Genomic DNA, 20667 nt, shown 5'->3' on the forward strand with positions numbered 1-20667 from the left:
TGTGAGCACTCAGACCCCCGACACGGCCGCCTCCGACACGGCGGCGCGGCGTCCGGGCCGTCCGGTCCTCGTCGCCGTCGCGTGGCCGTACGCCAACGGGCAGCCGCATCTTGGGCATATCGCCGGTGCCTACCTGCCCGCGGACATCTTCGCCCGCTATCAGCGCATGGCGGGCAACCGGGTGCTGATGGTCTCGGGATCCGACGCGCACGGCACGCCGATCACCGTGCGGGCGGACGAGGAGGGGGTCTCGCCGCAGGCGGTCGTCGACCGGTACCACCCGGAGTTCCTGCGGATCTGGTCCGATCTGGGGATCAGCTTCGATCTGTTCACCACCACCCGCACCGACAACCACGCCGCGGTCGCCCAGGACGTGTTCACCCGGCTGCGGGCGGCGGGGTACATCTACCCGAAGGAGACCTCGCAGTTCTTCGACCCGGACGCGAGCCGTTTCCTGCCCGACCGGTACGTCGTCGGCACCTGCCCGTTCTGCTCGTACCCGCAGGCCCGTGGTGACCAGTGCGAGAACTGCGGGCGCACGCTCGACCCGGAGCTGCTGATCGACCCGCGCAGCAAGGTCACCGGCGCGGTGCCCGAGATGCGGCAGACCACCCACTTCTTCCTGCGCCTGTCCGGTCTGTCCGACCAGCTGCTCGACTGGCTGCAGTCCCGCCAGGGCTGGCGCCGGCACGTGCTGAACTGGTCGGTGCAGTTCGTCAAGGACGGACTGCACGACCGCGCAATCACCCGCGACCTGGACTGGGGCGTCCCGCTGCCCACGGACGAGCTGGGGCCGGGCAAGCGGCTCTACGTCTGGTTCGAGGCGGTCATCGGCTACCTGTCGGCGAGCAAGGAGTGGGCCGCGTCCACCGGTGACGAAGAGGCCTGGCGGGCCTGGTGGGAGGACCCGCAGGCGACCGCGTACTACTTCGTGGGCAAGGACAACATCCCGTTCCACACCGTCATCTGGCCGGCGATGCTGCTCGGCTACGGCGGCCTGAACCTGCCGACGGACGTCCCGGCCAACCAGTACGTCACCTTCGGGGGCGCCAAGGCGTCGAAGTCGGCGGGGATCGGCCGGGGGGTGCGCGAGTACCTCGAACTGCTCCAGCCGGACGCGCTGCGGTTCGCGCTGGCCTCGGTGCTGCCGGAGCAGAACGACACCGAGATCTCGGACGCGGACATCATCCGCCGGGTGAACGACGAGCTCATCGCCAACTGGGGAAACCTGGTCAACCGGGTGATGGCGCAGGTCAACAAGTTCTTCGGGGGTGAGCTGCCGGCGACCGGCGAGCTCGACGGCGTGCACGCGGAGCTGCTCGCCTCCGTCGACGCCGGTCTCGGCCGGGTTGCCGAGCTGCTGGAGCGGGTCGAGCTGCGGGCCGCCCTGCGCGCGGCGATGGAGATCTCCGCCGAGGTGAACGCCTACCTCTACCGCGAGGAGCCGTGGAAGACGGTCAAGGTCGACAAGGACGCCGCGGCCCGCAGCCTGGTGGTGGCGATCCAGGCGATCTCCGGGATCACGACCGCGCTGGCGCCGTTCCTGCCGTTCAGCTCGGCGCGGGTCGCCGAGGTGCTGGGTATCGACCTGGATGTCTGGGCGCGTCAGCCGGTTCCGGCGGGCCGTCGGCTGGCCTGGTCCGGCGGCCTGTTCACCAAGCTGGACGTGGACGCCCTGGAGACCGGCGGCTGAGGCCCGCGTGCCAGACTGACTGGCAATGGCGAGCTCATCGGGCCCGCCGTCCCCGGTGGGCGCACCGCCATCCCGGGACGGGACGGCGGCTGGGAACCTACCGGTCCAGTCAGGCCACGCCGACCTCAATCATCTTGTTTACGCGGATCAGGTCACCGATCCGCGCGGCCATGCAGCCTTCCTGCTGGTGCTCGCGCTGGCGGTCGCGGCCCGGGTGGCCGTCATCGCGGCCTACCGGCCCGCGCTGCTCTACCACGGCGATTCCCCGGCCTACCTGGACCAGGCCGCCCGCCGGCTGTGGGCCGGGGACTGGCGGCCCTCCGGCTACCCGATGTTCCTGCGGCTCCTCGGCGCTCCCGATCACCTGACCAGGCTGGTGATCGCGCAGCACACGCTGTCGCTGCTGGCCGGGGTGGCCCTGTACGCGACGTCCCGGCGGCTGTTCGAGCGGTGCGGCCCGGCCGCCGCGGCGCGCGGGCGCGGCGGCTGGCCGGCCGCGCTGGTGGCGGCACCGGCCCTGCTGGCGCCCTGGGTACTCGACCTCGGCCAGTTCGTCCTGGCCGACAGCCTGTTCGGGACGCTGGCCCTCGGCGGGGTCCTGGCGCTCGCCTGGCCGGGCGGCCCGTCGACCAGGCGGTTCGCGCTCGCCGGGCTGTTGCTCGGCGCGAGCGTGACCGTCCGGACCGTCGGCTACGGCCCGATCGCCGTCGGAGCCCTCGGCGCCGTCCTGCTGGTGGTCGGTCACCGGCGCCGCGCCGGTGACGACGGGCGGCGGCCGCCACGGCTGGCCCGGCCGCCACGGCTGGCCCGGCCGCCACGGCTGGCCCGGCCGCCACGGCTGGCCCGGCTGGCGGCCGGCACACCCGTCATCGCGTTCGTCCTGGCCGCGGCGGCGCCGGTCGTCGCCTACTCGGCGTGGAGCGCCAGCCAGGGCCAGGGCTTCACGGCGACGGCGCACTCGGGCTTCTTCCTCTACGGGCGGGTCGCGCCGTTCGCCGACTGTGCCCGGCTGCCCGAGGACCCCGAGCTGCGATCCCTGTGCGATCCCCGACCGGTCGGTGAACGTGGCTCTCCCGTGACCTACCTGTGGCCCGACGACTCGCTGCTGCGCCAGGGCAACGACCTCGTCCCACCCGGGCGGGAGGAACTCGCCGGCGACTTCGCGCACCGCGTCATCCGCGAGCAGCCCTGGATGATGATCAGCAGTACGGCCCGCTACCTGGGCGGATACTTCCTGCCCGTCCGGTACGAGACGGCGCTCACCAGCCGCGCCGGCACCTGGGAGCTGCCCCGGGCCGACACCAACCGCCTGCCCGGAGGGCAGCCGCATGCCACCGACGGCTACTTCACCGTCGAGGAGCGCAACGGTCAGCTTGCCGGCGCGCTCGCGGCCTGGTCACCGGTGTCCTATCCGGCGATGCCGCTGGTCGGTCTTGGCCTGCTCGGGGGGGTGCTCGCCGGTGCCGTCGGATGGGCCAGGGGGCGCCCCGGCCCGGGCCCGCTGTTCTGGCTCACGGCGGGCGCGGGTATGTCCACCCTGCTGCTCAGTTCCCTGACCTCCGGATTCGACTACCGCTACCTGGGGTCCGTCATCGGCCTGCTCGCCCCCGGCGCGCTGCTGGGAGCCTTCGGGCTGGCGCGGGTGCTGCGGGCGGGGCCGGGTGGAGGCATCGACGTCACGGACGAGGGGGAAAACCCATGAGAGTCGCGTTTCTCGGCCTCGGGCGGATGGGCCGGCGGATGGCCCGGCACATCCTGGACGCGGGTCACGAGCTGGTGGTCTGGAACCGGACGCCGGGCCGGGCCGAGGAACTGCTGGCCGCCGGGGCCGTGGCCGCCGCCGATCCCGCCATCGCGGTGCGGGGTGCCGACGTCTGCGTCCTCATGCTGTTCGATCCGGAGTCCGCCGCGGACGTGCTCGCGCAGGTCACGCCGGCCGCGAAACGGGGCCTGTTGATCGTCAACTGCACGACGGTGGGCCCGGCGGCCGCCCGCGAGCTGGGCAGTACCGCCGCCACCGCGGGACTGCGCTACCTGGACGCCCCGGTGATCGGCACGGTCGGTCCCGCCGAGGCCGGCACCCTGCGGGTCCTGGTCGGTGCGACTGACGACGACCTCGCTGCCGCCCGCGACATCCTGGAGACCTTCGGTGATCCGGAGAAGGTCGAGCACGTGGGCGCGGTCGGGGCCGCCAGCGCGTTGAAGACCGTCTTCAACCTCGGCCTCGCCGAGGGGATGGCGGCGGTGGCCGAGGTCCTCCGCTACGGCACGGAGCTCGGTATCGACCGAGACCTGCTGCTGCGCGAGCTCGCGGCCGGGCCGCTCGGGTACCTGGTCAACTACAAGCGATCGATGCTGGAGACGGACGACTACGCCCAGGTCGCGTTCACCGTCGCCGGGCTCGCCAAGGACGTCCGGCTCGCGACGGCCGCGGTCACCGGGCGGCTCCCGCTCGCCGAGGCCACGCTGGAGATCACCAGCGCGGCCGAGCGGGCCGGTCACGCCGGGGACGACTTCGCCGCGATGGCGGCGGCGGATGTCCCCGCTCCGGCCTGAGCGGACTGCCGCCCACACCGGCCGGGCCGGTCGTGGTGCCGCCCCGGCCGGGCGCTGGCTGGCGCTCGGTGTCGTCGCCGCCGGACTGCTGCTGGTTTCCGTCGGCCTGCTCGGAGCGTTCGCCACGGCGCCGTTCGCCAGCGCGGACGAGGCGCAGCACACCGCCTACGCCGTCGAGATCACCGACGGGCGGCTGCCCGAGCTGGACACACCGGTGCGTTCCACCGTTCCCGGCATGCCCGGTCTGCCCGCCGACTGCCGGGTACCGCGCGGAACGGCGCGGGCCGCCATCGACCGGGCCGGCGCGGGGTCGCTGCCGACCTGCGCGGCCCGGGACGCCGGGCTCAGCAACTTCGATCTCGTGTACACGGCGAACCATCCGCCGCTGTTCTACCTGCTCGAAGCCGTACCGCTCGGCGCCGGTGCGGCGGCGGGCCATCCACTGGCCGGCTTCTACGCGGCGCGGGTGCTCAACCTCGCGGTGGGGTTCGCGGCCCTGGTCGCGACGGCGCTGCTGGTGCGCCTTCTCCTACCCGCCCGGCCGGATCTCGCGGTGGCCGCGGCCGCCGTCACCGGTGTGACCGGTGCGTTCGTCGCCATCGCGTCCCAGGTGTACAACGACGCGCTCGCCGTCGCCCTGATCACCGCGGCGACAGCGGCGACGCTCGCCCTCGCCCGGCGAGGCCCTTCGGCGCGCACGCTCCTGCCGGTGGCGGTGCTGCTCCCCGCCGCTGCGCTCAGCCGCGCCGCCGGTGCGCTGGCGGTGCTTCCGCTCGTGCCCGCGGTCGGGATCGCCGTCGCGCTCGGCCGGGCCGGCTCCGCCGCCGCCCGCCCCCGTGCCCGGGCGTGGCCCCGTGCCCGGGCGTGGCCGGGGTGGGGGAGGGCGGCCATGGCAGGAGCCGCCGCGGCAGCGGCGGCGGGCCTGCTGACGGCCCTGTCAGCCGGCTGGTTCTACCTGCGCAACGTCAGGCTGTACGGCGACGCGACGGGCACCCGGCGGATCGCCGCGATGTTCCCCACCGGGTCCGGGCACCGGCCGGCCGGCGAGGTGGCCACGTCCGGGGATTTCTGGTGGTTGGTCTACCGCGGGCTGTACGGGCGCCCAACCCTGCTGGCGGGGCTGCCGATCCGCGTCGCCGCCGGGATCGGGCTGCTCACCCTGCTGGGCCTGTTGATCGCCGCCGCGGGTAGTGCCGTTCGGGCCGTCCGTGCCGTTCGGGACGATTCCGCCGAACCCGGTGCCGGCGGTGGCGGGGGGCCTGGCCCGGAGAGCGGGCGGAGCAGGGCGGTCGAGGTTCTGTGCTGGGTTGTCGTGGCCGCGCAGGCGCTGGCCGCGGTGGCGACGCTCGTCGGGTTCACGGCGGCCGGCGGGGCGCCGTTCACGCGGTACCTGCTGCCGGCGCTGCCCGTCCTCGCGCTGGCCGTGGCGGCCGGCTGCTCAGCGCTCCCGCTTCCGCCGGCGCTGGCGCGGCGCGGCGTGCCGGCGGTGCTGGTGGTGGGCGCGCTGGGTGGCACCGCGGCGATCATGTTGGGCCGGGAGCTGGCCCGGCGCGATCCCGCCCTGGCCGGGAACGACACCCTCGGCCGGTTGCGCGGTGCGCTGGCGGCCGGCGTCATCGGGCCGGACCATGCCCCGTTGTTCCTGGGCGCCCTGGCGATGCTGGGCCTGATCGGCCTTCTCCTGCTCGGGACGTCGATCGCCAGGCTCTCGGTGGGCCAGGAGAGCGCCTCAGCCGGCGACCCGCCGGTAGACGGCGGCGGTCAGTTCGGCGGTGCGCCGCCAGGTGAACGCCCGGGCGTGCTCGCGGCCCCGGGCGGTGGTGTCGGTGTCGGCGGGTTCGGCGAGCGCGGACCGCAGTGCCCCGGCGAGGCTGTCGGCGAAGTCGTCCGGCCGGCCGGGAGGGACCAGCCGGACCCCGGCGGCACCACCGACGACCTCGCGAACGGCGGGGATGTCGGCGGCCACCACCCGCGTGCCGGCGGCGAGCGCCTCCAGGGGCGGTAGCCCGAAGCCCTCGTAGCGGGACGGGAAACACAGCGCCGCCGCGCCCGCGACCACCGACCGCAGCTCGGCGTCGTCCAGGTAGCCGACGGTGACGACCGCGCCGGCGGGCAGGCCGGCGGTGTCGAGCGCCGGACCCCAGCCGGGCGGCCCGACCAGTGCCAGCGGCGGGGTGTCGGGCTCATCGGCACGCAGCCGGCGCAGCGCCGCCAGCAGGGCCGGCAGGTTCTTGCGCGGTTCCGCGGAACCGACGAAGAGCAGGTAGCGCTCCGGCAGCCCGCGGGCGGCCAGCCAGCCGCGGGCCGGCGGGGCGGCGTCGAACCAGGCGGCGTCGACTCCGAGCGGGGTCGGGGTGACCAGCGCCGGGTCGAGCCGGTAGGCGGCGATGACCTCGTCGGCGACGGCCTGGCTGGGGGTCAGCACCGCGTCGGCTCGGCGCAGCCCGCGGGGCACCAGCGTCGTGTAACGGGCGGACGCGTCGGACACCGTGTCCGGGGTCCGCAGGTAGGACAGGTCGTGGACGGTCAGCACCCCGCGGGCCGACGCCAGCGGGCCGAGGACGAAGTTCGTCGCGTGGACGACGTCCGCGGGTCCGGTGAGCCATTCGGTCGGCGGGTGCTCCGAACGTGTCCAGGCGTCCTGCAACAGCCGGGCCGGGACGCGCCGGGCCGCCGGCCGGACCCCGGGCGGCAGCGCGGCCGCGAGGCCGGCGGAACCCCGCCAGGTGAAGGCGGTCGCCGCCACGTCGAGGTCGGCTTCACCCAGGCCGGCCAGCTCGGCGAGCAGCGCCGCGGTGTACCGGCCGACGCCGGTGCGCGGCCCGAGCAGCGGGGTCCCGTCGAGCACGACGCGCATGTCAGGGCCTCGGATCCGGGGAGCGGCCCGGTTCGGGAGTCATGAGACGGCTGGCCCCGGCCTAGGAGTACAGCCGGCGGCGTTCGACGATGTCGTGCCACCGATCGGCGAACGCGGCGTCGGAGAACTGCTGGGCCCGCTCCACGGCGGACGCGGCGAGCCGGGACCGCAGCCCGACCTCGGTGGCGAGCCGCCGGGTGAACGAGGCGACCTGCTCGGGACCGTTCCAGCGGTAGCCGTCCCGCCCGTGCCGGACGATCTCGCGCTGGCCGGCGCGGTCGATGACGACCGGCACACAGCCCCCGGCCATCGCCTCGACGGTCGTCATCCCGAAGTGCTCCGCCGTCCAGGGCCGGCGCCGGTCGTCCTCGCCGTAGCCGGTCGCCGACCAGAACACCGAGCTGGTGGACAGCAGCCGCTCGACCTCGGCGCGCGGCGCGTTCGGCAGCACGTCGACCGGCAGCCCGGCGCCCGCGGCGCGAACCTGCTCCACGTAGGGCTTCTGCGAGTCCTCACAGCCGCCCACCACGTACATGCGCCACCCGGGCAGCCCGCCGGAGCGGTACAGCTCACCGAACCACTGCACCATCTCCAGCTGCCGCTTGGCGTGACCGAGGCCGGGGGCGAAGAAGCGCCCGACGGTGATGACGGCGTTCTCCCGCTCCGGCGCCGGGGTGAGCCGGTCGACCTGGATGGGCGGGAACAGCACGTCGGATTCCCGGCCCCACAACCGGCTGATCCAGCCGCGGGTGTACTCGGAGTTGGCCATGACGGTGTCGTAGCCGTCGAGGTAGCCGAGGTCGGCCGGATCGCGCAGCAGCCACGGGAACCGCAGCGCCATCCGCTCCAGCGGGCCCTCGTCGGCGTCGGTGACCCGCGGCCGGCTGACCGCCACCCCCAGCTCGCGGACGTCCGCCTCGCCGGGGGAGAAGGCATCGCTGACCAGGGTCAGCTCGGTGCCGTCCGTCGACGACGGCAGCGTCACCTCGAACGGCGCGAACTCCTGGCCGACCGTCAGCTTGGCGAGGACCGTCCCGTCCGCGTCGAGGACGTTCAGCCGCACGCCCTCGGGTGCGCCGGGGCGCCCGATGTCCGCCCGCAGGGTCCGCCCGCCGCCGGGGTTGACCGCGAGGACGCCGGCGCCGTTCGTCCAGGTCCACTGGCGGCGCCGGCCGCCCTCGGGCGGGTACCAGCCCTGCCCGAAGCTGACCGCGGGGGTCACGCCCCGCAGCAGCGGCCCGGCGGTGCGCACCGCGGCCTTGCGCCAGGTGGCCATGTCGTGGTCGAACGGGGTGGGGAAGAAGCACAGGTAGGCCGACCGCGGCGAGCGCGGGGCGAGCCTGCTCATGTACGAGCCGTTGACGAACAGGTGGTAGGAGTCGGACAGCGCGGCGATCGCCTCCTCGCCGCGGTCGGGCAGGCGCCGGTAGTGGCACCGGGACAGGTCCAGCCCCAGATGACTGCCGAGCGCGTCGAGGTCGACGTCGGAGTGCCCGATGAGGTCGACGTCCAGGCCGTCCGCCGCGAGCACCTGCGCGATCATGCCGTTGTGCCGCTCACCGCCGCCCATCGAGTGCCAGAAGCGGTTGTAGACGGCGGCCTTCGTCCCGGGCGCCACGGCCGGCGCCGTGCCGCCGCCCGCCGAGGTGCCCGGCTCGGGGGCGGTCATCGCTCGACCAGCCAGCTCTGCAGGCTGCGACGCCGTTCGGTGGCCGCGGCGCTGATCTCCCGGCGGCGACGCAGCATCGTGGGCAGCAGCCGCAGGTAGGAGGCGAAGACGCGGACCCGCAGCAGGGTGGGGCGCACCGCCGGGCGGCTGCGTGACCGCCAGGCCTGGCGCAGGGTGCGCACCGCGATCGAAGCGGTCGTCAACGGGTAGCGCGCGACCGCCGAGAACGCGGTGCGGGCGGTCGCGTCCTTGGTCAGCATCAGCAGCCGGTTGCGGTCGGTGTGGAACACGAACAGCGGGGACCACTCGACGCTGGAGGCGGAGTGCACGTGCCGCAGCACCGCGTCCGGGATGTAGCGGATCTGGTACCCGCGGGAGCGGATCCGCCAGGAGAGGTCGGTGTCCTCGTAGTACAGGAAGAAGTCGTCGTCGAACCAGCCGAGCCGCTGGCCGAGCTCGGTCCGCATCGCCATGCCGTTGCCGCAGGCGGTGAAGACCTCCTCGGCGTTGTCGAACTGGCCGGTGTCGATCTGCTGGTAGCCGCGGTCGGCGCCGTAGCCGTCGGTGAGCACGATGCCCCCGACGTTGTTGATGACATCCACCCGCGGGGCCTCGGCGTCCACGGTGAAGGACACCGTCGTCGGCTCGGCGGTGACCGGCAGCACCCGACTCGGTGATCCCGGGCCGTCCCAGCCCAGGGTGACCTCCTTGGCGGCGTCGGCCGCCCAGGTGACGCCGATCGTGACCGGGCCGCCCTCCGGCACCGGGACGCACAGCTCGCCCTCGCCGCGGGTCCAGAAGTAGGGGGCCTTCGCGGGGCCCTCGGCGCCGAACGTCAGCTTCTCCCAGAGCACCTCCCGCAGCACCTCCCGCCCGTCCACCGTTACCGAGCTGATCCGTACGCCCAGCTCGCGGGGGTCGTGCGGGCCGGGGGAGAAGGTCGGTGACGACAGGGTGAGCCGCAGGAAGCGGGGGAGGAAGACCACCTTGCCGGTGACCGCGCCGAGCCGGTTGCCGCCGGGCGCGTCGAACGGGGCGAGCAGCCGGGCCAGCCAGTCGGGCTCGGGGATGGCGTCGTTGTTCAGCAGCACCGCGAGCGGGGTGGTGACCTGGCGCAGCGCCAGGTTGTTCCCACCGGCGAAACCGAGGTTGCGCTCCGACCGCACGATCTTCACCCAGGGGTAGCGGCGGGCGAGCAGCTCCCGGGAGTCGTCGGCTGACGCGTTGTCGACCACGTGGGTCTCGAACGTGAACGGCACATCCTGCTTGGCGAGCGCGTCCAGGCAGGGTGGGAGCAGGTGTGCCCCGTTCCAGTTGACGATGACGACCGTGGCGAGCGGCTCGGCGCCCTCCAGCGCGCCCTCCCGCGGCCCCGCCGGGGCGCTCGCCCCGGTAGCCGGGGTCGGGAACGCCTCGGTGGCACCGGCACCCGGGCGCCGCGAGCCATGCCCGTTGAGCCCGTTGGTCCCGTTGAGGCCCTCGCGCCCACCGCCCGGAGCGCTGCCTGTCCCGCCGCTCATCGCACCATCCGCCTTCGGCTCGCAGTCACCGGCGCAGCCGCGCCTCGTAGTCGACCCGGAGCAGCCCGGCGACCTGCGGCCCGCTGACCCCGAACAGGTCCTCGAACCGCCGCACGGTGACCGGCTGACCCGTGAGGGCGTCGGACACCCGGACATTGACCGCGAACGCGCCGAGCAGCTCGGGCAGCCGCGGGACGACGAAATCCACCACCGTGACGCCCGGACCGGGGCTGATCCCGCCCGCCGGGGTCTCCATCAGCCAGATCGGCACCTCGCCCTGGCCCATGATCTCCACGTGCAGGTAGACGTGCCGCGGAGCGGCCTCGGTGATGTCGAGCTCGACACTGACGGTGAGCCGCTCACCCGGGTCGTACTGCACCTGGGCCGGCCCGCCGGGGTCGCGGCTGAACCGCACCGCCGCCGGCTTCACCGGCGACAGGTCGTAGGGCACCACGCCGCTCTCGGTGGGCAGACTGCCCAGCCGCTGGCGCAGCAGCTTCGTCCCCACCGCCGGCTGCCCGTCGAAGATGAGGTTGCCCGTCTCCAGCACCAGGATCCGATCGCACATGTTCTCGATCAGGTCGAGGGAGTGGGTGACGAACAGGATCGTCCGCCCCTCGGCCCGGAACTGGGCGATCTTGTCGAGGCACTTGCGCTGGAACGCCTCGTCACCGACGGCGAGGACCTCGTCGACGAGCAGGATGTCCGGGTCGACATGCACCGCCACGGCGAAGCCGAGCCGCACGTACTGGCCGGACGAGTAGTGCTTCACCTCGTCGTCGATCTTGTGGCGCAGCTCGGAGAAGTCGACGATCGAGTCGAAGAGCCGGTCGATCTCGCGCTTGGACAACCCGAGCAGGGAGGCGTTGAGGTACACGTTGTCCCGGCCGGAGAGCTCGCCGTTGAACCCGGCCCCGAGTTCCAGCAGGGAGGCGATCCGCCCGTTGACCGCCACCTCGCCGCTGGACGGGCGCAGGATGCCGGCCAGCACCTTGAGCAGCGTCGACTTGCCCGAGCCGTTCGCGCCGGCCAGGCCGACCGTCTGCCCGCGGCCGATCTGGACGTCGATGTCGCGCAGTGCCCAGAAGTCGTCTCCGCTCGCGGCCTCCCGCCGGACGAGGCGTTCCTTCAGGCTGGTCGCGCGCTTGTGGTAGGCGACGAACTTCTTGCTGACCCCGGAGGCGCGGATCACCGTCGGCGCGCCCGGCGACGATGATCCGGCCGCGGCGGCGGCCGCGGGCCGGTCGGGCTGCGCGGGCTGGGCTGGCGGGGCCAGTGGGGCTGACGACACTAGAGGTCCTCGGCGAAGTCGGCCTGGAACCGCTTGAACACCCGCAGCCCCAGCCACAGCACGGCCAGCGAGATGAGCGCGGCGATCGCCAGGTGTTCGAGGTAGAAGGCGTACCCGGTGTCGGCGATGACCGACGACGTGCCGGTGGTGTTGCCCGGGGGTGGGTCGTAGATCGCCCGTTGGAAGGTGACCACGACCACCGCCATCGGATTGAGCAGGTACACCCACGTCCATTCGTCCAGCCGGTTCTGGATCAGGCCGAAGGCGTAGACCATCGGGTTGACCCAGAACCAGGCCAGCAGCGCGACGTCCAGCAGGTGCTGGGTGTCGCGGTAGCGGACGTTGAGCGCGGACAGCAGTACCGACAGCGCGACGGTGAACAGCAGCGCCACCGCGCCGGCGGGGATCAGCAGCAGCAGCTCGGGCCCGAGCAGGCTGTACCCCAGCGCCAGGATCACCACGAAGAGCACGATGAGCTGGAGCAGGAAGTGCACCGCGGCGAAACCGACCGCCGACAGCGGCAGCACCATCAGCGGGAAACGGACCTTCTTCACCAGGTTCCCGTTGGCCACCACCGCCCCGCAGGCCGCCGAGACGCTGCCCGAGAACGCGTTCCACACCAGCAGGCCGGACATCAGATAGATGCCGAAGTGCNGGATGCCGGTCTTCAACACGACCTGGAAGACGAATGTGTAGACCACGAGGAGCAACAACGGGTTCGCCAACGACCAGGCGAAACCGAGCGTCGAGCCCTTGTACTTGACCTTCAGGTCCTTGCGGACGAGGTTGCGCAGCAGCTCCCAGCGGACTCTGGTCTGCGCCCGGCTGCGGTGGTCGACATGACGCGCGCCGTGGCGCGCGCCGCGCGGGCGACCGGCCGGGGCCTGGCCCGGCGGCTGCGACGGGGGGAGCGTGGACAGGTCAGCGACCCGCGACATGACCTTCTTCTTCCCGCGTCGGGCGTGCATCTGGGACCCGCATCGAGCTCGGCTCCTCCTCCGCCCAGCGCAACCGTCGCCGGTTCGCGTCGAGTGCCGCCACCGGGTTGGCGACGATGGCCGTAGACCGTACCGCGTGCCAGCCCGGCGAGGATGCCCCGAGTCCGGTGACTGGCGTCCCCGAGGGTGTTCATAGTATCGACCCGTCTATCTGGCTCCGGCCGGCAGCCGCTCCACCGGTGTACCGCCCCGTCGACATCCGGGAATTCCCGTCGGCGTCCAGCGGAGTCGATCCGGGGGGCGCCTGGCCGGCCCAGGTGGGGCAGCCGGGGGATCGGCTGCCCGGGAGGGGCGGGCAGTGTTCACCGACGTCCGGCTTCGCGAGGTCTGGTCGCATCTGGAGTCGGGCGGTGCGCAGGCCCTGACTCTCGACGTGTTCGACACCCTGCTCTGGCGCATGGTTCCCGAACCGGCGCACGCGTTCATCACGCTGGGGCACCGGCTGGCCGACATCGGCCAGCTGCCGTCCGGCGTCACGCCCGGCGAGTTCGCCCGGCTGCGGGTCTACGCCGAGCACAAGGCCCGGACGCACTCGCACGAGGTGCGGGGCACCTACGAGGTACGCCTCGACGAGATCTGGCAGGTCCTGGTGCCCGCGCTGCCGGGGGCGGGCTCCCTCGGCGACCTGATGGACGTCGAGCTGGCCGTCGAGCGGGACCTGTGCCGCGCCGACCTCGCCGTGGTGGAGCTCGCCGAGCTGGCCATGACCAAGCTCGGGCTGCCGGTCTACCTGCTGTCCGACACGTACTTCTCCGCCGCCCAGCTGGAGCGGCTGCTCAGCCGGCCCGAGCTGGCCGGCGTGCCGTTCACGCAGATCTTCACCTCGTCCGACGCCGGGATCAGCAAGAGCGACGGGCTGTTCCGGCACATGCTGGCCGCCTCGAACCTGCAGCCGTCCCGGGTCGTGCACCTCGGCGACCACCCGGTGGCCGACGTCGAGAGTGCCCGTGAGCACGGTCTGGTCGCGATCCACTACCCGAAGTACTCGGGCTCGCTGCAGGCCACCCTCAAGCTGGAAGGGCTGCTCGGCGGCCCCGGCGACGACTCCCCGATCGACTCCGCGCACGGCGACTACGGCATGACCGCGCTGCGGGCCCGCTCGCTGCACCGGGCGGACGCCGCCGCCGTCCCGCCGGGCCTGCGCCGCTACTGGGAGTCCGGCGCGACGGTGTTCGGCCCGGTCTTCACCGGCTTCGCCGACTGGGCGGTCGAACGCACCAGGGACCACGGCGCGGACCACATCTACTGCCTCATGCGCGAGGGCGAGTTCCTCTCCCGGCTGATCGCCGAGCCGGGTATGGACGCCGGCATCAGCACGTCCACCCTGTGGGCCTCCCGCCAGGTGTGCGCGCTGTCGAACGTGTTCGAGGGCAGCCCCGAGGAGCTGCGCGGGTTCCTCGTCCGCCGGCACGCGCCGAGCGTCGGTCAGCTGCTGCGCCAGCTCGGGGTGGCCATCGACAACGTCGCCGGCATCTCCTCGCTGACCGACCGGCGGCTGGACGTCCCCGGCCTGCTCGACGACACGCTTGAGGCGCTGTGCTCGGACGAGCGCATCCGCAGCGAGATCGTCCTCACCGCGGCCCGGCTGCGTGACCGGTACGTCCAGTACCTCGACACGCAGCTGCCCGAGTCGGGCCGGATCGTCCTGGTCGACCTCGGCTGGGGCGGCACGATCCAGGCCCTGCTCGCCCGCCTGCTGGCCTCCACCGGCCGCGAGTTCGACGTCGTCGGCCTCTACCTGGCGACGAACGCCGCCGCCGGCACCCACCGGCTCGCCGGCCTGCAGATCGAGGGCTACGCGGCCTCCGGCGGGCAGCCGGAGCTGATGGCCAACCAGCTCATGCGCAGCCCCGAGGTGCTCGAACAGCTCTGCATGCCCGACATCGGCTCGCTGGTCTCGTTCGACGACGAGCACCGCCCGGTGCTGAGCATCGACCGCACCTCGCGCACCCAGGTCGCCCAGCGGGTCGCCGTCCAGGACGGAATCCTGGCCTTCCAGCGCGAATGGCTGCGCTACCGGCGCTCGGAGACGGCGATGCCCTCGCTATCCGAAGCCGGGGCCCGCAACGCCGCGCTGCGGACGCTGACCCGCTTCGTCGCCCGCCCCACCGCCGCCGAGGCCTCCGCGTTCGGCGCGTGGGCGCACGACGACAACTTCGGCTCCGACTCCACCGAGGGCCTGCTGCCCCCCGAGCTCGTCCGCCGGATGCCGTACCTGACCCCGGCGGACGTCGAGAAGATCACCATGCGGGAGCTGTACTGGCCCGCCGGTGTCGCCGGGGTCGCGAACCGGTCGCTGGCGGTCATCAGCGGGCTGGCGGCCGCCGCCGGGGTCCCCCCCGAGGAGGTCTCCCCGGAGGCCGCCGCCGGCCCCGTCGAGGTGTACGTCGACACCGGCGCCGACTTCGTCAACGGGCACAAGGAAGTCGCCGTCACCCGCTCCGGCCGGGACGGGATGTCGATCGTCCGGCTGCGGGTCGAGGGCGTCGGCGCCCGCCGGGTTCGGATCGACCCGGCCGGCCGGCGTGGCCTGCTCCGCGTCGACTGGCTGACGATCGCCTTCCACCTGCACAACGCCGTGGAGCCCTACAAGGTCACGGTCACCTCGCTGGACGACCTCGCCGGCCAGCAGCTCGCCCTGATCGGCCTGCGACCACTGCAGGCGAACCTCCTGGAGATCGTCGGTGACGACCCCCAGATCATCTACTCGGTCGACCTCACGACGCAGCCGCAGCTCGGCGGGACGTACGCGATCGAGGTCGAGATGGCCTTCGGCTGGCTGGGGATCCGGGCCGACCCGCTGCAGGTGCCGACGGGCCCTGCGGCCCGTACCGGGCTCCCCGTCCGAGCCGCCCGGAAGATACGCCGTGAGCTGGGAGGGCTTCGATGACGTCCGAGGCGGACGGAGCCGGCGACACCAACGGCAGAGCCGACGACATCGGCGGAGCAGCTGACGAAACCGGCGGCAGGCCAGCCGGCGACGGCGAGGCCGGTCGCTGGTTCCGGCCGTTGTCGGAGCAGACCCGGCCCGACGCGAGCCCCCAGCCGCCGCCGAACTCGGTCTTCACCCCGCGTTCGGCCCGCCGTGCCGCCGAGGCGGCTCCTCCGGCCGCGGCGACCGGCGGCGGCGAGCCGACGGCCCATGACCGCGGCGCACCCGGCACCGACCACGACGCCCGCCCGGACCACGACGCCCGCCCGGACCACGAGACGCCGGGCTACGAATCCCACCCGGACTACGATCTCCCGCTCGCCGACGAGCTCCGGCCCGCCGACGAGCTCCGGCCCGGCCGCGACGGCCTCTCCGACTGGGAGGGCCGGTCCGACTGGGATGGCGGGTCGGAGTGGGAGGACCGGTCCGACTGGGACGGCGGCTCCGCCTGGGACAGCCGTTCCGACCGCGCGGGCCGTTCCGACCGTGCGAGTGCCGCTGACGGCTCGTTCGTCGGCGCGTCCGACCCGGCGTCCGCCGGCGCGTCCCGGCTGGTGTCCGAAGAGGCGGCCGACGGGGCGCCCGAGGGGACATCCGGCGAGGTGCGTGCCAGTGTCGCCGACCTGCCCGTCGACGCCTACGACGGCGGTGACCACGCGGCCGAGGCAGGTGAGATCACCGAGGAGACCCTCGCCCCGCTGCTGTTGCACTCGCTGACCGACCTCCGGGAGATCTGGATCCCGCTGCTGGAGGCGGCCGGCGCGCGCAGCGTCGCCGAGATCGGTTCGGAGAGCGGCGCGACCACCTCACTGCTCGTCAACCTGCTGCGCCGCGGCGGCGGCGGGCGCCTGCTGGTCGTCGACCCCGAGCCGGGCGTGACGCCGACCTCCGGCGGTGGCCTGGATGTCGAGGTCATCCGCGGCTACAGCCCTGAGGCACTCGAGGGCCACGCCCCGACCGACGCCTACCTGGTCGACGGCGACCACAACTACGCCACCGTCCACGCCGAGCTCACGGCGATCGACACCGCCGCGCGGGCCGTCGGGCGCTCCTACTTCCNGTTGGTGATCCTGCACGACGTCGGCTGGCCGGCCGGCCGCCGGGACCAGTATTACGCCCCCGACCGCATCCCCGAGGCGCAGCGCCAGCCGTACTCCTGGGACGTCGGCGTGGAGATCGACAAGACCGACGCGATCCCCGGCCGCGGTTTCCGCGGAGCGGGTGCCTTCGCCTGGGCGCTCGCCGAAGGCGGTCGGAAGAACGGGGTGCGCACCGCCGTCGAGGACTTCGCGGTCGAACATCCCGACCTGCGGTTCATCACGGTGGCGCCGATCTTCGGCCTCGGGGTGCTGCTCGACCGGCGCGCGCCGTGGGCCCGCGGCGTCGCGGACCTGCTCGCCCCCTGGGTCGCCAACACCCTGCTCGCCCGGATGGAACGCAACCGCATCGACCTCTACCTGCGGGTCCTCGCCATGCAGGACGACGCGGTCGCGGCGGCCCGGGCCCGGCAGCGGGAGTGGGCCCGCATCGACGACGAACGCAGCGGCAGTGCCGCGCGTGACCTGCAGCTGCTCAACCGGATCAGTGAGCTGGAACAGGAGCTCGCCGAAGCCCGCCGCCAGCCGCGTCCGCCGTGGGCGCCCGCCTCCCCGGACGAACCGAAGATCGTGACCGCCGCCAGGGTGGCGCGGGCCGCCATCCGCGCACGCCGCGGTGGCGACGCCGGCCCGCGGGACGCGTCGGCCCGGCCCGGCCCGGCGGCGCTGCCGGGCCGCGGCGGCAGCGGTCGGGCCGGCCAGGCCGCTGCCACCGGCAGCGCCATGGTCCTGCGGCTGGGCTCGGGCATCTCCCGCTTCGTGGAGAACAGAACCCCCGGCGGCGGAACCTCCGGCGGCGGCCCCACCAACAACCCGGAACGCTAGAAATGTCAGATCGCAGGGCTGCGGCCGCTAACCACGTGGTGACTCGACCGTTGGCGGGTTACTGGCCGAAGGTGTAGCGCAGGTTGGCGTTGATCAGCTGATTGAGGCGTTTGCGCAGGTGCCCGGCGAGGCTGTCGTCCGGAACAGGTTCTTCCACGTGAAGGATCCAGCGCAGGTCGGTACCGCCGTCGGCGGAGCGTTCCAGGCCGAAGCGGATCACCGCGTCCGGGCGCCTGGGCCAGAGCGAGGACCAGGTCAGCTCGGTCGGCCGGGTGGCAGCCAGCACCTGTGGGCGCTGCTCGTCGGCCAGCAGGATCAGCCACGGGCGGCCTTGATCCCGGTCGGGCTCGGTGAGGGCCTCGAACACCACGTGGGGAGGCGCCGGCTGGCTGCGGCATCGGTTCCCGATCTCGACCACACCCCAGGATAGCCAGGCGTCTCCGCCGGCCTGGATCAGTCGTGCCGGCTGAACAGGCCGGAGCGAAAGCCTGCCAAGGCAGCGGAATCCCCCGACCTGGCATGTGAGCAAATGGCAACAGTTCGCGTCAGCAGACGGGCTGGTAGGGGATGTCGACGATGTCGCGCTGCCATTCCGCCGGGGTGATTTGGCTGGCGGGATCGGCGCAGGCCCGGGCCACCAGGCCCGCATCGTCGATGCGGGAGACCCGAGCCGTGTAGTCGTCGCTGATGGTGACCAGCGATGCGCCGTCCGGGGTGAACTCGACACCCTGCACCCAGTCACCGTGGCCGGAGATCCGCCCGGCCGAGAGCCCCCCGCCCGGGCTGGTGATATCCCACAGGTGGGCGGTGGTGTCCCAGCCGGCGGTGGCCAGGGTCCGGCCGTCGGGGCTGTAGGCGAGGTCGAAGACCCATTTCTCGTCGGCCTGGAACGACGCGGTCGCACGTGGGCTCGCCGGGTCGGTCACATCCCAGAGTTTCACCAGGCCGTCATAGGCGCCGGTGGCGAGTTGCCTGCCGTCCGGGCTGAAGGCGACAGTCCAGACGTAGTCCGTGTGGGCGGTGATGGCGGCCAGCGGGCGGGGCTCGCTCGGTTTGCTGATGTCCCACAGCCGCGCGGTGCGGTCGGCGCTGGCGGTCGCCAGCAGCTTCCCGTCCGGGCTGAAGGCGACCTCGTTGACCCAGCTGGTGTGCCGATCGAGCACGGACAGCTCCCGCGGCGAGGCCGGATCGCTGAGATCCCACAGCCGGGCGGTGTTGTCGTAGCCCGAGGTGGCCAGTATCCGCCCATCGGGGGAGAAGGCGGCGTCGAGGACATAGCCGTTGTGACCCAGCAGCACGGCGAGCTGTCGCGGCGACGCCGGATCGCTGATGTCCCACAGCCGCACGGTGCGGTCGTAGCTGGCAGTGGCCAGCAGCTTCCCGTTCGGGCTGAACGCGGCGTCGAGCGCCCAGCCGGTGTGCGCGGTGATGGTGGCCAGCTGCCGGGGGCTGGCCCGGTCGGTGATGTCCCAGAGAATCACGAGGTTGTCGGCACCGCCGGTCGCGACGATGCGGCCGTCCGGGCTGACGCCCAGGCCGAGCACCGAGACGGTGTGGCCCTTGAGCACGGTCGCCGTCGCGGGGGCGAAGGACGTCCGCAGGCTGGCCTGGGCCTGCGGCACCGGGCTGATTCGGAAGGCGGCCAGGCTGAGGCGCGCGGCGCGTTCGGTGTCGGAGTCGCGGATGGCCTCGGCGCTCGACGCGACCCGGCGGGCCACCTCGTCCCGGGTGGTCTTCTCGTCTTTTCCGCCGATGAGAGCGAGCGGAATGAGCACGGCGATGAGCAGCAGCGTGATTATCGGCGCGATGATGAGCGCGACCCGGCGTGTCGTAGGGGTGAGGAACCGGGTGGTGCGGGGGCCGCCGCGCCCCGCGGTCCCGGCGTCGGCGCCCCCGGTGCCGGGACCTCCGCCGGTGCCGGGACCTCCAGTGCTGCCGGTGCCCAGGCCGGCTCCGGCGGTGCCGGTGAACGACGGCCGGTGCGGGCCGGTGGCCACGTCGTGCTCCGGCGCGGGCTGGGCGGGCACGCCCGCGAGTGAGCGGGCGGCCCCGGCGCTCGGCCGGCCCGCGGGTCTGCCGGCCGAACTGTCCGGGGTGCCGGAGCCGTCCGCCGGGCCCTCCGCCGAGCGGCCCGCGGGGGTGGCTGCCGGGCTGCCGGTGATGCCACCGGTCAGGTCCGGCAGCGGCAGGTCACCGGATGCCCCGCCCGCGCCGCCTCCCGGACTCGCGCCGCCTCCCGGACCCGCGCCGCTGGTACGGATCACCGCCGAGACGTCCGGGTCGGGATGGGTCGCCGGCCCCGTGCCCACCAACCGCAGGAACAACTCCTGTGCGGTCGGGCGCTCGGCCGGGTCCTTGCGCATGGCCTGCTCGACGATGGGCCGCAGGGTCGGGTCAAGCCCGTCCAGCAGCGGCTCCCGGTGGACCACCCGGTAGAGCTGGACGGGCGTGGGCCCGTCGCCGAACGGATACGAGCCGGTCCCGGCATAGGTGACCAGCCCGCCCCAGGCGAAGATGTCGGCCGCCGAGGTCACCGGCTGGCCGTTGGCCTGCTCCGGAGCCATGAACGCCGGAGTGCCGATGCGCTGGATCTCCTGGCTGACCATCGTCTGGGCGTCCAGGGCGCGGGCGATACCGAAGTCGATCACCCGCGGGCCGAGGGTCGACAGCAGCACGTTCGACGGCTTGAGGTCCCGGTGGACCATTCCGGCGCCGTGGATCGCGGTGAGCGCCGCCGCGACGCTGACCGCCACCCGTTCCAGGTCGGCCGAGCGCAGCGGGCCCTCGACGGCCACGGCCTGCGCCAGCGTGAGCCCGTCGACGTACTCGGTCACCAGGTACGGCTGCCCCTCGGGCGGGTCGACGACGTCGAGGACCTCGGCGGTGCAGAAGCGGGCGACGCGGCGGGCGAGGTCGGCCTCGCGCTGGAAGCGTGCCCGGAACTCGGGCAGCCGGGCCAGATCAGCCCGGATCACCTTCACGGCGACGAGCCGCTCGTCCGGCCCGCGGCCGAGGTACACGGTGCCCATGCCGCCCTCGCCCAGCCGCCCGATCAGCAGATAGCGGCCAAGTCGGGTCGGGTCGCCCGGCCCGAGCGGAGCAGTCATCCGCGTCGCCGCGGTCACGGAGGGGCCGGTCGAATCGGCGGGCGGCGCGCTTTCCCATCCCCGCTTTCGGCGCACGGCTCCCCCCGAACCGAGTTGACGGACACCGGGACCTTACGTGAGCG

General features: G+C 73.5%; 12 protein-coding genes and 1 pseudogene. 5 read left to right on the forward strand and 8 right to left on the reverse strand.

The genetic code is table 11. The features are described from left to right. Position 1: 1 nt before the first annotated feature. The 3 genes from metG to UG55_RS16000 are packed head-to-tail and all read left to right on the forward strand — an operon-like array spanning position 2 to position 4249. Complete coding sequence (metG, locus tag UG55_RS15990; protein WP_066069293.1) at positions 2 to 1693, forward strand: methionine--tRNA ligase; 1692 nt, start codon at positions 2 to 4, stop codon at positions 1691 to 1693. Between the two features lie 25 nt (positions 1694 to 1718). Then, positions 1719 to 3395, forward strand: coding sequence for a hypothetical protein (locus UG55_RS15995; RefSeq protein ID WP_066069296.1), 1677 nt, complete (start codon positions 1719 to 1721; stop codon positions 3393 to 3395). After that, positions 3392 to 4249, forward strand: coding sequence for an NAD(P)-dependent oxidoreductase (locus UG55_RS16000; protein ID WP_066069299.1), 858 nt, complete (start codon positions 3392 to 3394; stop codon positions 4247 to 4249). Before UG55_RS15995 ends, UG55_RS16000 begins: the two co-directional genes overlap by 4 nt. Positions 4250 to 5978: 1729 nt before the next feature. Here the strand turns inward: UG55_RS16000 and UG55_RS27415 are convergent. From UG55_RS27415 to UG55_RS37820, 6 genes and pseudogenes are all read right to left on the reverse strand, one after another. After that, positions 5979 to 7106 (reverse strand): glycosyltransferase family 1 protein, encoded by a 1128-nt coding sequence (locus tag UG55_RS27415; protein WP_083986857.1) that lies wholly within the window; start codon positions 7104 to 7106, stop codon positions 5979 to 5981. A gap of 61 nt (positions 7107 to 7167) precedes the next feature. After that, on the reverse strand, positions 7168 to 8775 hold the full coding sequence (locus UG55_RS16015) for a glycosyltransferase (RefSeq protein ID WP_066069310.1): 1608 nt from the start codon (positions 8773 to 8775) through the stop codon (positions 7168 to 7170). Further along, the gene (locus UG55_RS16020) at positions 8772 to 10295 is read right to left on the reverse strand and encodes a glycosyltransferase family 2 protein (RefSeq protein ID WP_242424594.1); all 1524 of its coding nucleotides are present in this window, start codon (positions 10293 to 10295) and stop codon (positions 8772 to 8774) included. The genes UG55_RS16015 and UG55_RS16020 overlap by 4 nt, the downstream gene beginning before the upstream one ends. Positions 10296 to 10320: 25 nt before the next feature. Further along, a complete protein-coding gene (locus UG55_RS16025) occupies positions 10321 to 11586 on the reverse strand; it encodes an ABC transporter ATP-binding protein (RefSeq protein WP_066069315.1) in 1266 nt (421 codons plus the stop codon). After that, positions 11586 to 12240, reverse strand: a 655-nt coding sequence (locus UG55_RS16030; protein WP_242424595.1) for an ABC transporter permease, incomplete at its 5' end; no start/stop codon positions are given. The genes UG55_RS16025 and UG55_RS16030, both read right to left, overlap by 1 nt. Position 12241: 1 nt before the next feature. Beyond that, positions 12242 to 12524: pseudogene (locus UG55_RS37820) on the reverse strand (ABC transporter permease); the annotation flags it as partial. Positions 12525 to 12882: 358 nt separating this feature from the next. Here UG55_RS37820 and UG55_RS16035 point away from each other — a divergent pair. Both UG55_RS16035 and UG55_RS37825 read left to right on the forward strand, forming a co-directional pair. After that, positions 12883 to 15474, forward strand: coding sequence for a haloacid dehalogenase (locus UG55_RS16035; RefSeq protein WP_066069318.1), 2592 nt, complete (start codon positions 12883 to 12885; stop codon positions 15472 to 15474). Next, positions 15471 to 16575 (forward strand): class I SAM-dependent methyltransferase (locus tag UG55_RS37825; protein WP_242424596.1); only part of this gene is annotated, 1105 nt, incomplete at its 3' end. The genes UG55_RS16035 and UG55_RS37825, both read left to right, overlap by 4 nt. Positions 16576 to 17496: 921 nt before the next feature. On the opposite strand, the gene UG55_RS16045 is transcribed toward UG55_RS37825, so the two are convergent. Together UG55_RS16045 and UG55_RS16050 are read right to left on the reverse strand one after the other, a co-directional pair. Further along, positions 17497 to 17856 (reverse strand): hypothetical protein, encoded by a 360-nt coding sequence (locus UG55_RS16045; protein WP_066069321.1) that lies wholly within the window; start codon positions 17854 to 17856, stop codon positions 17497 to 17499. A gap of 127 nt (positions 17857 to 17983) precedes the next feature. Further along, entirely contained in the window at positions 17984 to 20545 is a 2562-nt protein-coding gene (locus tag UG55_RS16050) for a WD40 repeat domain-containing serine/threonine protein kinase (protein WP_242424599.1), read from the reverse strand. Between the last annotated feature and the right edge of the window lie 122 nt (positions 20546 to 20667).

Source organism: Frankia sp. EI5c, assembly GCF_001636565.1.
Lineage (GTDB): Bacteria > Actinomycetota > Actinomycetes > Frankiales > Frankiaceae > Parafrankia.